Genomic DNA, 17,468 nt, shown 5'->3' with positions numbered 1-17,468 from the left:
AGTTTTCAGCAGGAGTGGGAACCCCACCCCTGCCTAATTCTACACACCGGAGCATCCATTAAGGCCTTCATCATCGTATTAATCTTCATAAAACGAAATTTCTTGTTCCATAATGATGCCATATTTAAAGTGGATTTCAATTTTGGATTCATTTATTACCTTGATTCTAAGTATCAAGCGTCTGATTAAATTCTCATCAAACTCTCCGACCCTGCAGCTTACCCTGCCAAGGCAAGAGTCCATTCCATCCACCCTTTGCTCATAATCATCGGCCAACTTCTGTTCCCTTGCCTGCTTTAATTTTTTCATCTTAAGGGATTGTATTTCTTCTGCAATTTTTCTATACTGCTCATCAAAATCTTCATTGACGGCTCCTTGCTTTGCATTTTCTTCGATTAAGTTAAGGAGCTGCTTTTGCAGTTTGTTAATTTCCTCATCAAACTCTGTTTTTATGTTTTTTGTTGTGTAGTTACCGATCACCCGGATCACATTCTCCCTGAATGCTCCTACAAGCTCCCTTTGATTTTCAACTACACTATCCACAGCCTTCATAATTGCTTCCTGTAGGGGTTTTTCTTTCAAGGTGGCGGAATGCTTGCATTTTTTTGTTCCATTTAATAATCTGCTTTCACATCGCCACACGGGAGTAAGATTTCCATTCCTTGACCAGGTCTGCCTTCGATAAGGGTGGGAGCATTCTCCGCAGACAAGAATGTCTGAGAGTACATATTTAGAACTGTACTTACTTTTTTCTTTTTTAGCTCGCCTGGCAATGGACGGCTTATGAAGGCTTGCTCGCCTTGCTCTTTCTTCTTGCACTTGGTAAAAAAGCTCCTTTGGGATAATTGCTTCATGGTTATCCTCAATATAATACTGAGGCACGATGCCGTCATTTTTTACCCTCTTTTTTGTAAGAAAATCCACCGTATATGTCTTTTGTTGCAGTACATCGCCCATGTATTTTTCGTTCTGGAGTATCTTTGCGATGACAGTATCATGCCATTTATCCTTTCCAGTCACTGTCTTGATACCTTCTTCCATAAAGGTATTCGCTATCTGCTGTGTGCTAAGCCCCTCAAGATAAAGACGATAGATTCTTCTGACAAGCTTCGCTTGTTCCGGTACGATGACCAGCTCGCCATCCTCATCTTTTGTGTATCCTAAAAACTTTTTGTGATTGACTAGCACTACACCATTTTCATATTTTCTTGCGATTCCCCAGCGTGTGTTTTCACTTAAGTTACGGCTTTCTTCTTGTGCTTGGCTGCTTAAGATGGTGATTAAAAGTTCGCCTGTCGCCTCCAGTGTATTGATGCCTTCCTTTTCAAAAATGATGCCGATATTTTTCTCCTTCAGTTTTCTTATGGTTTGCAGGGAGTCTACTGTATTTCTTGCAAAACGGCTGACTGATTTAGTCAATATTAAGTCGATTTTTCCTGCCATGCAGTCATCAATCATGGAGTTAAAGTCATCTCTTTTTTTCATATTGGTTGCAGACTTCCCGTCATCTGCGTAAATGCCCGCCAGTTTCCAGTTTGGATTCTGCTGAATTTTCTCTGTATAATAAGATATCTGAGCATCGTAACTGCTTTCCTGCTGTTCCAGCAAAGTGCTGACTCTACAGTAAGCTGCAACCCTTAATGCTTTTAACTGTACCTTGATGCTCCTGTCATATGCTGGTTGTGAAGGTATGATAGATACATTTTTCTTTTTAACTGCTTGCATATTTATCCCCCTTTCTATAAGTTTCATGGACAATCAGTCCATTAATAAATTCTATTTCAACTCGTCCATCTTTATAGATGACCAGTTTTTTGACTGTCTGTAAAAATAATTCTTCATTAAATTCGGTTTGCTGTTCCCTGCCTGAAAGGGCTTGCATTATGTTTTTCGTATGATGTTCGTAGTCATGCACCTGTGCAGTTTGATAAAGGAGTGCTGCCCTTTGGAAAATCATCGTCGCCAGCTCTTTGGAGGAAAATTGTTCGTCTGCTTCCATGTCTTTAATCTTTTGATCAAGCTTCCGAAATTCTGGTGAATAACACTTTGGAATCTCTCTTTGTTTTTTCTGCAGCAAAGAAGGAGTTCTTATTACCTTGTTTACCGCAAGAATAAAAACTTCTTTGATCTGTTCATCTGTAATTACCCCACAGTTGCAACGAACTCTGTTTTTATAAATATAATGCTTGCACTTCCATTTGCTTTTTTCAGAGGGTTTGCCACTATTCTCTATATATTTTCTGAATACCTCTCCGCACTCGCCGCACCAAAGTCTGCCACTGGATGAGCTTTGATTGTTCATGCTATTTGGCTGCATAACCCTTCCGAGTTTTTTACGTTGCTCTTGCCTTCGGTTCTGTACCTGTTCAAAAATTTCTGTTTCTATCATCTGCGGATACATCTCATCGCCCAAATACTTTATGTTTTCTAAAATCTTGCCGACAGAGCCATGGTTCCAGGATGGTTTGTTGTTTGCATTTGGAAATCCCTTTGCTGTAAGTTCCTTTGCTATTGCATAGGTAGAGAGCCCCGAAAGATAATCAACAAAAACCTTTCTTACTACCTTTGCTTTTTCTTCTTCAACATATATCTTTCCGTTTCGCATCCGGAACCCTATCGGTGTATGTCTTTGCATCTTTGTTATCCTCCTTTCCACAGGCTTCTGAAAATTCCAGCATATTCTTTAGTCGGAAGGTTACAGTCTTTCCTTCCTTTATAATAATCTGATCCACTGTTTCTAAAAACAAATCCTCACGGTATGTATCCTGTATCCCCGGATTGTTTTCCAACAGTCCTATAAGCTGTTCAGTATAAAAAATCTCTGTTTCAAACCCACTGTCATCAAGCAGGGCTTTCCTCTTTTTTCGCATGGCATCCAACTCTATTTGCAGGGCAGTCTGTTTCTCTATAAAAATAGCAGAGTCAAGATATCCCTTTGCAGCTACACCGCTTAAGATATGACTCTGCTTCGACAGTTCCATTATTTTTTCATTACACTCTCTGATGTCCTTTTCCTGCTGTTCATCTGCACGCAACTTTCGTAAAGATTCCAGCATGGGAGAAAGGATTTCCAGGTAATTGCCGGAGAGCTTATTCCACATCAGGGTAAATGCTTCTTGTATAATATCCTCCCTAATTGCTACCATACTGCATTTTTCTTTATCCTCGATATGCTGGATACAAGACCATTGCACTTTCTCATAAGTCTTCCCGATATAAATTTTCTGCCTTCTAAACACCTTTCCGCATTCCCCGCATATAATCTTACTGCTGTAAGCATATCTGTTCAGCGATTTTGTAGTATCAGTTTTCATCTGCTTACGACGGTATTCATAAATTTCCTTAACCGCTTCCGCTTCCTCCGCACTGATGATGGGTTCATGATTCTCAGAAATAAAATACTGAGGTAGCTCACCCTTATTTCTTTTTCGCTTGAAGGGGATTACCTCAGTAGTAAATGTCTTTTGCAATATTAAGTTTCCTGTATAGATTGGGTTAAGAAGAATTTCCTTTATCACTCCATCTGACCATTTTTCAGCGCCTCGAATGGTTTGTGTTCCTTTCTCAGTCAATTCCCTTGCAATAACATAGGAGCCTTTGCCGTTTAAATACTGTTTGAAAATATAGCGGACGGTTTCTGCCTCCTGTTCATCAATAACCAGCTCACCCCCTCCATCTTTAATATATCCGAGGGCGGGTGTTCCTATTTTAAAGCTGCCGTCTTGAAACCGTTTAATTGCTGCCCATTTATTGTTGGTTGAAATGCTTTCTGCCTCTCCTTGTGCCAGAGAGCTTAAGATGGTCAAGAGCATCTCACTGCTTTCGAATAAGGTGTTGATATTTTCTTTCTCGAAAAACACTGCAATGCCAAGCAGTTTTAGCTTACGGATTGCCTTTATACTGTCAACGGTATTTCTTGCAAAGCGGGTTACCGATTTTGTGATGATCATATCTATTTTTCCTGCTTCACAATCTTTTATCATGCGCAAAAAGTCATCTCTTTTTTGCAGCTTCGTTCCACTTCGTGCTTCATCCGCATAAACCCCGACATACTGCCAATCACTTCTTTTGCTAATCAGTTCTTCGTAATAGGCTGTCTGTGCAATAAATGAATTCTGTTGTTCTCTGGAATCCGTACTGACACGGCAGTAGGCGCAGACGCGTTTTGTAGGCTGAAGCTGCATCATTACCTGAGGTTTTACAGGGTTTATTTTTGTTATCTTTTTTACTTTTTTCTGCTTGCCCGCCATGATCGTTTCCTCCTTTCTAACAGATTTTTCCTCTGTTAGCAACACACATTACCACACAAGTTTTAGAATAGCTACTGTTATTACACATATACTTTTGCAAGTTGGGGAAGAAAGGTCTGGCGGTTCAAAGCATCGATTTCTTCATATTCTTCATTGGTTATTAGGCCGTTACGAAGCAGAATTCCCAAGTACTTCAATGTGATTTTATATTTTACTTCATTAGCTGTTTGTTCCTTTGACATAAATATATCCTCCCTGTATCTAATGTGATTTTTCCTTTTCATAACCGCATTATTTTGTCCGTATAACTTTAGCCGTTGTTAGCCCTAAACTAAGAGACAATGCCTGGTCAATTGAATTCATCCGCAACTCACTTAGGCTTCCTATGTATTCCAAAAGCCGGATGCGATCAATAGTGCGTATCTGCTCCAGCAGTACCACCGAATTTTTCTGTAACGGCTCCATACACCCAATTTCCACATGAGTGGGCAGCTCCTTTTTAAGCTTGCTGGTTATAGCTACGACAATGACCGTGGGGCTGTAACGGTTTCCTATATCATTCTGTATAATAAGCACGGGTCGGATACCACCCTGCTCACAGCCCACAACTGGACTTAAATCAGCATAGAAAACATCTCCACGTCTTATAATTCTTTTTTGTTCCTGCAAAATGTTCACCTCCTTTTATCTGCTTAATGGCACAAAAATACAAACCGCTCTGCTTGTGATTACTCTGTTTACGTATACAGAGCGGTTTGCATGGCTTCTGACATTAAGTTTTTTTCTATGTGCTTAATTCGACACTACTTCCCAAGCACTAATGGCAATAACCTAAACTGCGGTTAGCTATACCGCATCATGGGACTTTCACCCTCGCCGGGATCTCCGCCGACTGCCCTCATTGCGTGATCCCCCATTTAAGGGGGGCTGTGACTGGACAGAAGTATCATTATAGGCTGACGGGATTATTGCGAAACAGACTGCTACAGCCTGTTTGACCGTCGGATGGGTACCGCTTAGCACCTTATTTGGCCGTCTTTGATAGGTTTATAAATGGGAAGAAATTAACAAAACAGAAAAGAAAAAAGATAGATAGTAGGTTCATTTTCCCATTAAAATCCTACAGGTGGTCTTGGCGCATCCTCGGAAGTCGCTTTGCCTTTTAAAGCACCGTCAGCTAAAGTATTTAGGTTATCGGATATGAAGTTTTCAAAGAACAATTGGGGTATAAATAACCCCCTCACTACTAATCCGGTTTCGTGAGGGGGTCTACAAAAAATATTTTTATTTTTTCAATCTTTGGTTTCAATCGAGTGTGAAGATTCCTGTAGCTGATGGTTTACTGTTTGACACTGTTTTTCCCTGTTTCTGGAAAACGGTCGTTCCATAGGTTTTCTTCGCGAAAAAAAAGTTAGTATTTCACTCCTGGCAAAATACTGACTTTTTTATAAGAGCAATATAAAATTGTATTGGTAGAAGGCGGTATATATGGACTGCACCGTCTTTCTCGCAAAGAAATAAAAACAGAAAACAATGCTTATAGGAGTACCCTTTTTTCACAGAGAGTTGCAAAAGCTGGTATTATGTCGCCTGAATCATCCCTTAAAAACCGCAAAAGCCCGCCCCCATGAGAGAGGGCAGGCTTTGTGTCCCACCTTTTGATGGGTTTGCATTTGGCTGTATTCATTTCGTTATTCTGGTCTATAACGGTTCTTCCGTGTTTCTAATTAAGTTTCACGCCGCAGGCTCCGCAAAAGCGAGCGCCCAGAATAACCCCGTTTCCACATTTCAAGCAGAATTTGATTTGTGAAGCAGTCTGAAGCGTGGCGGGTAAATCCTCATCTGTACTGGAGCCTGTCAGAAACAGCCAGTCAATGTCCTCGCCATCCTCGCATAAACCGATGGCTCCGGCAGGCGATACCACATAAAAGCTGTCCTCGTCGATGGGATTTTCACTGTCGCTTGTCTCAGCAAGCACCAGCAAGCCTTTTACGTCGTATCTATCATTGGAAGTGGCAAAGTTCCAGCTATTACAGCGTGTTACGGCGCATTCCGCCGCCTTCAGCAATGTGTTGAATTGTTCCATTACAGATCCTCCTTCTTTATTTGAACAGCAGATTATTACACCGCTTGCAGCGATCATTCTGTATGGGATTCATCATGGAACACACGTTGCAGTAGATGATGCGGTCTTTCGATTTATCGTATTTCTCGTATGTACCAAACTTCGGATGAAAACGCACCTTGTCGCCTACATCCAGATAGTCATACATATCCCGCCTGCTGTCTTTTTCAACAATAGTCTTTTTTTTACCCGCATCGGTAGTGATTGCCACCGTGTATTCCGTATAAGTTTTTGACGCATCGTCTTTATGCTCGTACTTCTCTTTGCTGAATTTGTTGGTGACGATGCCCTCCCACATGGGCAGTTTGGCTCTTCGTAGAGCAAATACATTGATGATCAGCATCACAAGGGCAATACCGACACCTATGACCGCCGATTCTCCAAAAGGGAAATCATCCATCAGCAGACCAGCGATGGGAAAGCCGATGAGCGGTACGAAAACCAATATCCACATACAGCCGATGGATGATTTTTTGTTTTTCTGCGCGGCGGCCAGTATCTCCGGCGAATTACACCTATCGGAAAAGCCGACCAGTCCCGCGTCGCCCTGTGAGGGAGCGGAAGATGCCGCTTGGCTTACCTCCATCGGCTCCGGCGTTCTCAAATTCACCGCCTTGCCGCACCCAATGCAAAATTCAGCTCCTTCCGGCAGCTTTGCGCCGCAGGCCGTACACACGTCGGGGGCGCTGGCCTGTGTTTTTACGCCGCAGCCCGAACAGAAAACCGCGCCCTCCGGCAGCTTGTTTCCGCAGTTGGGACAAAACATATCCGTATCACTCCTTACTTCGAATATTTGAGGCGCGGCGGGTTTCCTCGCCGCTGTTTTCTTCTTTTTCCCGCCTCTGGCTGTGCGTATGACAAGCAGCAGCAAAAGCAGATAACCGATGGGGGCGAGGATATGGTAAATGATCGCCACCTCACCCATCTCCCTGAATTCGCACAACATGGCGGGTTTGTTGACGTAGGGGAAGAAGGACAGATAGCGGATGCGCTCGGAGCGTGTTTCACCTTCATCCAAGCTCGGCCACGCCTCGTCGCTGCTATATATCACATAACCCCGGTATTCCTTGCTGTTTACCATGAACCAATAGCCCTTGGAAACGGTGCGGGAGCGGTTTTGCTCCGCTTTTGTGTCGTCCAGACGGCTGTCATAGCTGTCCACCGTACCCATTACGCTGTCGCCCCATATCGCCAGAGCCAGCGTAGATAGGCTCAAATACATGGCAAACAGCAGCACGGCGTAAATCAGGATGAGGATGGGCAGGGGGATGCTTTTGCTCGTTTTCTTCTTTGTCATCTCAACGCTCCTTTCATTGTTGTTCGCAATCCCGCTTCTCGCGCCAGCCCACGCCGACCAAATACAGGACGGTCGATAGGAAAAGCGGCGGTAACGTGATCGTGGCATAGGAGCGAAGCGAATATACCAGCAACACTCCCGCCGCCAGTTGGATATAGCCAAGCGTCCGGCACCAGCGATATCGGTGGTGCAGCCCTGCAAAGGCCAGACCCGCGATGGCCGTTACCATAGAGAAGATGTACACGATTCCGGCCGCGAAGCACCCAGCTCCGGCGTAAGTATAATCCAGCGCCGCATTGTCAATGAGATTCAAGCACCACAGCAGCATGGGCAGGGCGGCAAGCAGCATCAGTACAGATGAAATCCGCAGAAGAATCCGTTTCGGTTTGCTATTCATACATTTTTCCTTTCGGGCAGAGGGTTATGATATACTGCCGGATAAAATCGAACTGCTCGGGCGGGGCGTATATCCTGTTTTGCACAAACCCGCCGTTTACCCGTATCAGGTTTTGCCTTCTCACGGCTTTTACCACCCTGAACTGTGCAAACCGTGAGTAAAAGCCCTGACTTGTGGCGGCGAGTCCCATAGCGCCGGGATAACCGGCGGCAGTACCGGCTACTGCGGCGGCAGCGCATAACTACCTTACCTTTACTTATTTCATGCGAATTATATCTTCCATTGCCATATATTGGTATCCTTCACCTTTTCTTGCTTTTATATAATCCGCTCCATAATCGCCTTCAGACTTGTCGCGTGCGATTAGCATAATACCGCCCGGCTGTCCGTAAGAGTTTTCAATGATTAATGTTCGTGCTGCCGAATCAAATATATAGCTGCTTGTTCTGTAATCTTCCTCGTCAAGTTCCATTTTTCTATTCATAATACCGATAAAATATGCACAATTTTTCCCGTCCAATATCTTGATGCCTACATCCGGATACGAGTCATATTCTGGGTCCGTAGACCAGTAACCTTCAAACCATTTAACATCAAATTCCGGTTCTTTTTCCGCTGCAATCACAAGTTCCATTGTCTTTGCACGATCCGTAGTGTTTACCACTAACACCAGATAGCGATATTTCTTTTCCAATGAATTTGAAAATGCCGGGACGGAAACAGTTGTACCTTGCTGAGTCGTCGTCTCCTTTGAAAGCGACTTCAAAAGCACCAGCTCCTCGCCATTTTTGGCGCTAATGCTGACTGCAGCATCCTTATCCAGCTTTTCCCGTTCCTTTTCAGTCATATCAAGTGCAACGACTCTCGCACCGCAGGCGGGAACGTTAAGCTCAAATTTCTGCCCATCCTCACTGATGAGCTTATCGGCTTTCAGTGAAAGCACCGATGTAAAAAGTGATACGGCATAGTTGGGGTCAAGCTTTGAGGAAAAGTCTTTTGCGGATTTTCCTGCATTTTCTACGATGGTCTGGTGGAGGATATACGGCTTATACGCATATTCCGCCCAGACGCTCTCCTCGCCCATCAGGAGCTTTGTGAAGAAATCTATTGCATATTCCGAGGGTGCTCCCACACAGCCGTCTATCCAGCTTTGCCATTTGCTCACCTGCAAATAACCGCCGGTGGAATAGATGTCGATTAGTCCCGACATCTTATCGTTGCCGGAAAGGGCGTCCGCGCCGTCATACCAGCCGTCCCGGCTCGCCCAGTAAGCGACCAGCGCGCCGCGGGCGTATCCGGCGCTCGCGGAGTCGGAGGCAGGATATATGCCGTCGTAAAGCTCATATTGACGGGCACTGTGATCGCCTGTGCCGCCGAAATATTTTTCGAGAAATACCGCCGTCGCTTCGTCCAGCCAATTGAGGCGTTTATACTGGGTCGTAACATAGCACTCCTGCACAAAGTGCATAAGCTCATGTGCGAATATGCTCGTGACCGAATCGAGGTTGAAATTCGTAAACAGCAGGCGGCTGAAATTCATGTAACCGCTGTCAATGCCCCACCAGCTTGAAACATATTGCGCGTAGGTGGGTGTGGCGGCGTCGGCGCTTTTTAGCGTTGTTACATGGATATCCATAGGCCATTCGGTGCGCCTCGACATATCGAAGCCGAACTCCCCGTATTTCGCATAGACCTGCTCCATACGCGAGAGCAGCGCCTCTACGTCGCCCGGCTCCACCGTGGTTGCCATAAACCGCGAGCGGTCAAAAATGAGATTGAAGCGTTGGCTTTGCGAGGCGCTTACGAGCTTGACCTTGAACTGGATGTCAAAGCGCATTTTGTCGCTGTAGGTCGGGGAAACGAAGCCCTTGCCCTTCAAGTAGACGTTGCCGGACAGCTCGCCGTAGCCTGAGGGGGTTATCTTTGCGGTCAGCTCTCCGTCCTGCTCCGAGGCCACGATATGGTCGTAAACCATGACCTTCTCGCCCGTCTCGTCCTGCATGGAAAAACCGATATCGAGATACAAACGCTCATTTTCCGCAAGGGTCAGATCATCCGGCATTGGCGCGGACAGCGTCACTTCGCCCTCGGGTATGTCCGCAAACGCCAGCTCATAACCGACGGAGACAGCCCCCTCATCTAAGTCGATAGGGGCGGTTTTGGCATTTTCAAGCGTCGCCCCGCCGTATGCGCCGCCGAAATACACGCTCATTCCAGAAAGCTCCGCCACGCCGTTTTCGACGCGGATGTTGCCAAGTTTTTGCGGTCTGTCCTTCACCATAAACCCCGGCCAGCCGTAGAGCGCCACCGCCGCGATCTGTATGACAAGCAATACGGAAAGCCCGATGCACAATGTATTGCGCCCGCCGTTTCTTTTCGGTGCTGCGGCACTTTTTCTTTTTGGCGCCGCAACGGGCGGAGTATATTCTTGAGGCTGCACCTCGGTTTTAGTCTGCGTCTGCGGCACAGGTTTCGGCTGTGCTGCGGGGACAGGATTCGCGGGCGCGTCAAGCACCGCTGCGCCGCATTTGGCGCAGAAGCGAGCGGCGGTATGAAGTTCATTGCCGCAATTCGTACAATATTTCCCCATATCTGCACCTCCTTATGGCCGCACCAGCGCAACAAGCGCCGGTGTCCCGTCGGGCGTATCCATCGTACCGACGGCGTATTGCTTCCCATTAAGCTCGTAGAACTGCGTCAGGTGTATGGTTCCCGCACCGGACGCCCACAGGCCGCCCTTTTCCCACTTGCCCAGAAATACGCTGTCTTCCATATCCGTTTCATCGAAGCTCTCTCCTTCGTTGGCCCAAAAAATCTGATACCAGTCGAGAGTGAGGCTCAGGCTCTCCGCCGTACCTGCAAGGGCGACATTGAGAAACTCCATAGCGCCCGCGTCGTATTCGTTATTGGGGTCGTAAATAATCAGCGCTTTCCAGCTCCCGGTCAGCGGGTCAATATTATCAATGATATTCGCATCGGATGGAACTCCGTCATAAACCACGTCCTCTGTGTACCAGAGAAAGTCCTCCAAATCGGGGCGTTCCTCCGTGGATAAGCTCACGCCTGTTACCTCCGGCGCGGGAATACTGCCGCTTTCCGTGGCCGCAGGCGGGGTTTCTTTCTCCGATGCCGGTGTAACGAGCGCTGTTTGCTCCGTCCTCGGCGCAGGAGATTCCTTTACTGCTGCTGACCGCAGATTGGGCGGTATAGTGAGAATGCCTATCACAAGCATCAGCAGATTGGCCGCGATCAGTATTGCGGGCAAGATTTTATTGCCTCTGCCCGCAGATGGAATATTATCTCTCATGGATATGCCTCCAGTTTGTTTGATCCGATTATTGTGCGCTGTTTTCTCATGTTGGCCGACATATCTTGTGCTTGGGGGAGTTTTTACCTCTGACAGGTAATCACGCCCCACTCTTTATCGTTATGATCCCGCATGGAGGCGGTAAAAGATGTTCCGTCAGCGGAGAATACAAATTTTGCTCCCGCAATATTTGCCTCGCCTGTCGACCACCGCACAAAATAGCTGCCGTTGATGTAGGTGCTCTGGGTTTCATTATTTGAGCAGACGATTTTATAGTAAGAGCCGTCGCCAAAATCCTTTTCAAATGTAACTACAGTTGTCACATCAATATCCTTACCTGTTTCCGTAACATTCATGACCCCTGTATATGTTCCGGAATAGTCCACCTTATTGGTTTTTGTATTTAAAATGACCTCCATTTCGGTTTTTACAAAGGGTTTGAGCTTGGCACTCAAGGCAACCTTACCCTCTTCCAAGTCCTTTTCTGTTTTATAGAATTCCACCTTCATAGGGAATCTCGCCGTTTCATGGGCACCCAGAGTGAACTTCATCTGTCCGTTTGCTTCGTCGTCAAGGCGGATGGTCCACTCTTTTGCTGTGGTTTTATCGGAAAGCGGGGCCAGTTTGACATATGCGTTGGCCCATTTTGCCTTCTCAGTGTCATAATCCTCCCTGAAGTTCAAGGTGTATACCCTATTTAGCAGTGCGGCAAGCTCTTTATACTCCTTTTCTCGCTGAGTTAGGGCATCAAAATACATATCCCGGCTCAGAGACTGGAACATAACCTGAAGGTAATCATAGATCTCAGCTTTGTAATTGCTTGATATTTTTTTGCGGTCGCTCTCCGACGGCCACGGATACTTGGACAGCTTGCCGTTCTTTTCATATGCGTCTATCCATGAATCCCAGTCGCTTGCTGCGACCTCCCAGTATTTGTTTACATAGTTGTCAATCTCGCTCTGCATTTTGTCGAGAGCTGTCTGCGGGGCGGATTTGTTTTCTTCGTATATCTTCTTGAATAAATCGTACCAATCCTTGACACGGCGCTTGTTTTCGGGTCTTGCGTAATAGGCGTCGTACATATTCTTTGTGCTTTCATACTTGGTGTCGATGGCAAAATTCATCACATCGGTAAGCGCGATGTCGATTACTCCAACGCCCACATAGGCCACCTGAAATGAATCCAACAGATATTTTTGTGACGATGCCAAATTCAGCCCCAGATTCAACACGGTTTTCATTCCGCTGATCGACGTTTCTTTGCTTGTCAGCCCGTTGCTGTATGCGTCATACGCGAACTGGGTGCAGGAGGTCGCGATGCCCAAAACCGTCAACGCGTTGCCGAACTGTTCGGTGATCATATCGTCGTATGCGCCTCCAAGCGATACGAGAGTGGGGATATTTGTTTCATCGAACATCGGCAGTGAGCTGTTTGCATTTAAAAACGCTGATATAACATCCTCTTGCCACGACACGCCCTGCTCGGCGTAGGTTTTGAGCAGCAGCTCCGCTTGCTTTGTCGTCATGTAAGCGGCGTAGACGTTGACATCGGAAATGTATTCGCTGCGCTTTCCTGCGTTCGTGACCTTAAACACGCTATAGGTGGAGAGGTGGTCAGTGAGAATATGCACCTTGTTGGCTTCAGCGTCCACCGTATAAAGGACATCCTCCCACTGACCGCTCTGTTCGTTGAGATACTTACCGCAGACCGACAACAGCTCCTCATCGGCACCAAGCCCCGCATCGTCATAGGGTATGGTCAGCTCGACAGTGCCCTCCGGTTGTCCGGAGGACAGCTTGAAATCGTAGGCGTAGATTTCAACATCGCTGTCTATTGACGCGGGCGATACCTTTTGTATGGTGAGTTCCTCGCCAGCCTCCAGCAGACAGCCAAAGTCTATCGCCGCACCGTCCTCTGAGGTCAATGCCGTCTGTCCGTCCTCCACCGTAAAAGTTTCGGCTTTTTGTGTGCCAGGAGTCTTAGACTGATTACCAAAGCCGCAGCCTGAAAGTCCCGCCATTAAGGACATCAGCATAGCGGCTGCAAGCAAAAGCGATAATATTTTTCGTTTCATTGCGCAAAGCTCCTTTCTGTCGGCTTACTCAACCGCAAATCTGAACCTCAAATCCGGCGCGACGTTGACAAAGCCCGAGTAATAGTGCATGGTGACCTCGCTTTTGTCGGTCTGCCGCTGATAGACCATCCAGCCGCCGGTGGATTCGCCGGGGGCAAGCTCTATGTCTTTCATATACCGCTCGTTCCTGTCAGCCACATCCGACATCACCTTTGAATTTTCCTCCGAGGTCATATCGCTGTCGTCCCCGGTGGGCCCTTCCTCGTAGATGATGTAGAGATCCTTCTTGTTTGGGGAGTCTATCGGCGCATCGGAAACATTTTTGAAAGTAAACCAGACCTTCACATATTCAAATCCGTCCTTCGGCCTTGAAAGCATACCTGTATAATCGAAAGGCTCCACCCCGTCAATAGTGATGGAAATTCCGTTTGCCTCGGCTGCTTCTCCGATACCGTAATACCTGTTTTCATCCGCTTCCACTTTACTGGAGGGAGGATTTACCGATTCGGCGGGCGTGGAGCTTTCTGAGGGTGATTTACCGCCGTTCTTTTCACCGCAAGCGGCGAAGGTGAGCATAAGTACCAATGATAAAAATATAATTAATGTCTTTTTCATAAGATTACCTCCTAAAATTCTTGTTATAGCAAGCCAACTTCCAGTCAGTCGATCTTGTATCCTTCATACCGGGGTCCATCTTTTGTTTCGTCTTTAAATGATATAGTCGTTTCACCGTTTACCTTTGTACTCCCATCCTCAAGGATAAAAGTATATTTTGAATCTATTGTGATTTCACTGTCTTCATGGGGAATCTTTTGAACATATGAAGCTATTCCCGAAGCCGGATCATAGGATAATTCAAAAGGTTCTTCACCTTTAGCATCGCTGGATGCCACCAATTTATTTTCGTTCTTTGTAAACACGACAGTGTGCTGCTGTTCTTTGCCGTCATAATAGGTGTTCATAGAATAAGTCCCGGCGACATCGTCAAGGGAAAGCCCGGCCTTTCCCTTTTCCCCTTCGCCGGAAGGGGCATTGCTTGCTTCAGTCGGAGCAGAACCTTGTGCTTGCGATCCTCCTTCTCTTTTCTCACCGCAGGCGGCGAGAGTGAAAATCATTATAAACATCAGAAATAAAACCATAAGCTTTTTCATGATACTACCTCCATCATTTGTTCTCTCCGTTCAGGTTATCCCCAATGGTTCCTGTGACGTTTTTTTCAAAGCCGACTTCGCCAAGCTTCCCGGCGGTTTCTGCCACCTTCTTTATCGTGCTGTCTTTGCCAAGCATCTCGCCGTAGGTACCGCCGACGGCATCGCCGTAGGCATCACCGACTGCGCCACTGGCTGCGTTAAAGGTCCCCTTCACTGTGCCCTTTACCAATGCGTCGGTCAAATCCCCGCCGTCATTGACAGCCTCCGCAACCTCGCCCGCAACTGTACCGCCAAAGGCTGTAGCCGCCTTGCCGATACCCGCATCCATAACGGTGGTTGCGGCTTCGGTGCCGCCCTTAATTACACCCTCTGTAAAGGAGCCCCAGCTTGCGCCCTTTTCCGCCATGGTTGAAACGGTGTTTTTGATTCCCTTATAGGTGGCGGACACAGTCTTTCCGCCTGGAACTACCGCTTCGCCTGCCGCCATCGTGTAATCGGCAATATCCACGGTAGCTTCGAGAATATCGACAGCTGTGTCTCGCTGCTGGGCATAATCGTTCATCTTCTGACGATACTCCTCGTCTCTTTCCATGCGTCGTTTAAGCTCATCTATAACCTGCTTTTCGCTGGCGCCGCTCATGCCAAGGTCGGTGGCAACGCGCTCAACCTTCTCCTTGCGGCTTCGCTCTTGCCGCTCACGCTGCAAGTCCTTCTCAAGCTGACGGCTCTCATCACTACGCTCTTGGTTGCGCTGAGAATCCTCGCTGACATTTTGCCTGAACTGCGCTTCGTCCTGCCGGATAGTGCCGGCATTGTCCGCGCGGTGCTCCATCTGTTCGGAAAGCTCCTCGGGGGTATAGGTCGCGCCGCTGACAGGGTCGGTATAGGTGCCGTCGCCGTTTTTGACAAAGGTGCGCCTCTGACCGTTTACCGGGTCGGTGGCTTCGATGTCGCCGTCGCCGTCAAAGCGCAGCCATCGGCTCAGACCGCTGCCCGCAGGCGCGGGAGCGGGTGCGCCGACTGTCCCCACAGGCACAGTCGGGATGAAGCCGCCCGTATTCCCAAACAGGATGGACAGCAAAATCGCAAGAGTGCTGATGGTAATGGTGGCCACCGGGCCGGCGGGGTCGGAATTTCCACTGCCACCAGATGTTTTCCGCCAGCCCCAGCCTCCGCCTTCTGGTTTGTAAAATTCCCACTCTCCCTTAGCTCCTGCGTTTTGTGTAGAGTCGGTATCTTCTATTGGATATGGGTCGGAAAATCCAACTGTCTCCATATCAAAAGTCCATTCGTCGTCGTATGAAAGTTCATTTGTTGTGCTCCCCCCCTCCACATCGTGAATTGTATCGGTTCGGGTACAATGAAATTGTAGCTTGAAAAAAATATGGTGCTCCAAGTTATCATCGCCATAGCTTATTGTCTCAAAAGAACCCCCGTAAGGAGTAATACTGAACCTGCTGACATCGGTATAGCTTTCCGAGACTGATGGTTTCAGGATGGTATATACAATCTCATCCGGTACCGAAAACTCTCCCACAATCCACCTGCTGTCAGTTGCGCCGAATTTGCGTTCCATTTCCTTATCCATTTTGTAATAAGCGGTTCCTTCAACTCGGAATGCCGTTATGGAATGATCATCACCCCAACCACGCATATTAGATACAGTCTTGGCAGGATATTCAAAATAAAACCGCCCGTCTTCGTGAGATTCTATGGTGATCTTTTCCGGTTCCAATTCACCGGAATCACCGAACAATTGTTTTGTTATTGTCATAGTTTCCGGCAATGCGATAGGCTCTTCGATTATTTCTTCTGCCATGGCTGTTATGGGGAAAAGCAGCACACAACAAAGCGCCACGAATAAAATTGCGGAGAGTTTTTTCCCTATCTTTTTCATGCCGCAGCCACCTCCTTTTTGCCTTTTGAGACAATGACGAATATCAAAGCGGCAATCAACAGCAGCACACCGAGCCACCCGCACCACCGCAATCTAACCGCCGACAGCGCCACGCCGAGGGCAAAGCCCAGCGTCATGCCGCTTATGCAGCGCGTGACCTCTATGTAGGACGGCGTTCTGCCCTTGGAAAGGCTGTTTGCAGCCGAAAAAGCAAGCCCCCATAAAAACCCGCCCTGTCTGCCAAGGTTTTGCAGCAGCATTACAAAGGCGATAATGCCCACCATGCTGTTTTGCAGCGATTGATTGCTGTTCATAAAGGCATACAGCAGCAAAGAAGAGCCTACTCCGCCCAAAAGCGGGGCAACAGCGGTTATGCTCTTAACTGCAATCCCGCTGAAAAAGCCCTTGATACCGCCGCCTATCCCCGAAAACGGCGCTTTTTTCTGCAACAGCGGCACAATGGCGGCGTTCAGAAAAGCGGCGACCGCCACCTTGCCTAAAATTCCGCCAACAGCGCCGAATACGCCACCGAACATTCCTCCCTGTGCGAAGGTAAGGAAACTAAGAATGCGTACCGGAAGCGGATTGATTCCGAAAGAACCCAGCAGCGCAAGCACCAGCCAGACAAGCCCCAACAAGGCAGTAGGGAGCATCTGTTTGGGATTTTTCAGCACCGTCAACGACTGGCGGATATATGTGATGATGAATTTTCCCGCACCCATCGGACTGTGCTGTGGAGCATTATCCGAAGCCCGGTTTATCGGCGGATTCTTCTTTGTACTGTTCATTGTTTTCGGAATTTCTTGCTCGGATTTTGCGGCCTCCGGTGTCCCCGTACTTATTTGTGCAGATTCATTGCTTTGAAAAGCATTGGCTCCGCACTTTGCACAGAATTTCGCACCCTCATTCAGAGCCGTGCCGCAGCTTGTGCAGAATTTACCCATAATACTCACTCCTTCTTTCATTAAT

The 17,468-nt window shown here is 47.4% G+C and carries 15 protein-coding genes; all 15 read right to left on the bottom strand.

Translation table 11 applies throughout. From position 1 onward, the window contains the following. Positions 1 to 78: 78 nt before the first annotated feature. The 15 genes from ACS3UD_RS01250 to ACS3UD_RS01180 all read right to left on the bottom strand — a co-directional run bounded on the left by ACS3UD_RS01250 (position 79) and on the right by ACS3UD_RS01180 (position 17,443). Positions 79 to 1,725 (bottom strand): recombinase family protein, encoded by a 1,647-nt coding sequence (locus tag ACS3UD_RS01250; protein WP_308138141.1) that lies wholly within the window; start codon positions 1,723 to 1,725, stop codon positions 79 to 81. Next, complete coding sequence (locus ACS3UD_RS01245) at positions 1,712 to 2,635, bottom strand: recombinase family protein (RefSeq protein WP_308138142.1); 924 nt, start codon at positions 2,633 to 2,635, stop codon at positions 1,712 to 1,714. Before ACS3UD_RS01245 ends, ACS3UD_RS01250 begins: the two co-directional genes overlap by 14 nt. Continuing rightward, positions 2,580 to 4,250, bottom strand: a complete 1,671-nt coding sequence (locus ACS3UD_RS01240; RefSeq protein ID WP_308138143.1) for a recombinase family protein — start codon at positions 4,248 to 4,250, stop codon at positions 2,580 to 2,582. The genes ACS3UD_RS01245 and ACS3UD_RS01240 overlap by 56 nt, the downstream gene beginning before the upstream one ends. A gap of 80 nt (positions 4,251 to 4,330) precedes the next feature. Further along, positions 4,331 to 4,492, bottom strand: coding sequence for an SHOCT domain-containing protein (locus ACS3UD_RS01235; RefSeq protein ID WP_308138144.1), 162 nt, complete (start codon positions 4,490 to 4,492; stop codon positions 4,331 to 4,333). A gap of 49 nt (positions 4,493 to 4,541) precedes the next feature. Continuing rightward, positions 4,542 to 4,919, bottom strand: coding sequence for a type II toxin-antitoxin system PemK/MazF family toxin (locus tag ACS3UD_RS01230; protein ID WP_308138145.1), 378 nt, complete (start codon positions 4,917 to 4,919; stop codon positions 4,542 to 4,544). Between the two features lie 1,054 nt (positions 4,920 to 5,973). Beyond that, the gene (locus ACS3UD_RS01225; protein WP_308138147.1) at positions 5,974 to 6,336 is read right to left on the bottom strand and encodes a zinc ribbon domain-containing protein; all 363 of its coding nucleotides are present in this window, start codon (positions 6,334 to 6,336) and stop codon (positions 5,974 to 5,976) included. A gap of 16 nt (positions 6,337 to 6,352) precedes the next feature. Continuing rightward, positions 6,353 to 7,672: a zinc ribbon domain-containing protein gene (locus ACS3UD_RS01220; RefSeq protein ID WP_308138148.1), complete on the bottom strand. Its 1,320-nt coding sequence runs from the start codon at positions 7,670 to 7,672 to the stop codon at positions 6,353 to 6,355. A 13-nt stretch (positions 7,673 to 7,685) separates the two neighbouring features. After that, positions 7,686 to 8,069: a hypothetical protein gene (locus ACS3UD_RS01215; protein ID WP_308138149.1), complete on the bottom strand. Its 384-nt coding sequence runs from the start codon at positions 8,067 to 8,069 to the stop codon at positions 7,686 to 7,688. Between the two features lie 256 nt (positions 8,070 to 8,325). Further along, positions 8,326 to 10,659: a zinc ribbon domain-containing protein gene (locus ACS3UD_RS01210; RefSeq protein WP_308138151.1), complete on the bottom strand. Its 2,334-nt coding sequence runs from the start codon at positions 10,657 to 10,659 to the stop codon at positions 8,326 to 8,328. A gap of 12 nt (positions 10,660 to 10,671) precedes the next feature. Then, the gene (locus ACS3UD_RS01205) at positions 10,672 to 11,376 is read right to left on the bottom strand and encodes a hypothetical protein (RefSeq protein WP_308138152.1); all 705 of its coding nucleotides are present in this window, start codon (positions 11,374 to 11,376) and stop codon (positions 10,672 to 10,674) included. An 83-nt stretch (positions 11,377 to 11,459) separates the two neighbouring features. Then, on the bottom strand, positions 11,460 to 13,451 hold the full coding sequence (locus ACS3UD_RS01200) for a hypothetical protein (protein WP_308138153.1): 1,992 nt from the start codon (positions 13,449 to 13,451) through the stop codon (positions 11,460 to 11,462). Positions 13,452 to 13,475: 24 nt separating this feature from the next. Then, a complete protein-coding gene (locus ACS3UD_RS01195; protein ID WP_308138154.1) occupies positions 13,476 to 14,066 on the bottom strand; it encodes a DUF4352 domain-containing protein in 591 nt (196 codons plus the stop codon). 44 nt (positions 14,067 to 14,110) lie between these two features. After that, positions 14,111 to 14,602 (bottom strand): LptM family lipoprotein, encoded by a 492-nt coding sequence (locus ACS3UD_RS01190; RefSeq protein ID WP_308138155.1) that lies wholly within the window; start codon positions 14,600 to 14,602, stop codon positions 14,111 to 14,113. 13 nt (positions 14,603 to 14,615) lie between these two features. After that, positions 14,616 to 16,499, bottom strand: a complete 1,884-nt coding sequence (locus tag ACS3UD_RS01185; protein WP_308138156.1) for a hypothetical protein — start codon at positions 16,497 to 16,499, stop codon at positions 14,616 to 14,618. After that, positions 16,496 to 17,443: a zinc-ribbon domain-containing protein gene (locus ACS3UD_RS01180; protein ID WP_440977714.1), complete on the bottom strand. Its 948-nt coding sequence runs from the start codon at positions 17,441 to 17,443 to the stop codon at positions 16,496 to 16,498. Before ACS3UD_RS01180 ends, ACS3UD_RS01185 begins: the two co-directional genes overlap by 4 nt. Positions 17,444 to 17,468 lie beyond the last annotated feature (25 nt).

Origin of the sequence: Sedimentibacter sp. LTW-03 (assembly GCF_052059825.1) — a bacterium.
In the GTDB taxonomy this organism is placed as follows: Bacteria; Bacillota; Clostridia; order Tissierellales; family Sedimentibacteraceae; genus Sedimentibacter.
Note: the sequence above shows the minus strand (reverse complement) of the source record. Positions and strands in the feature narration are given on the sequence as shown.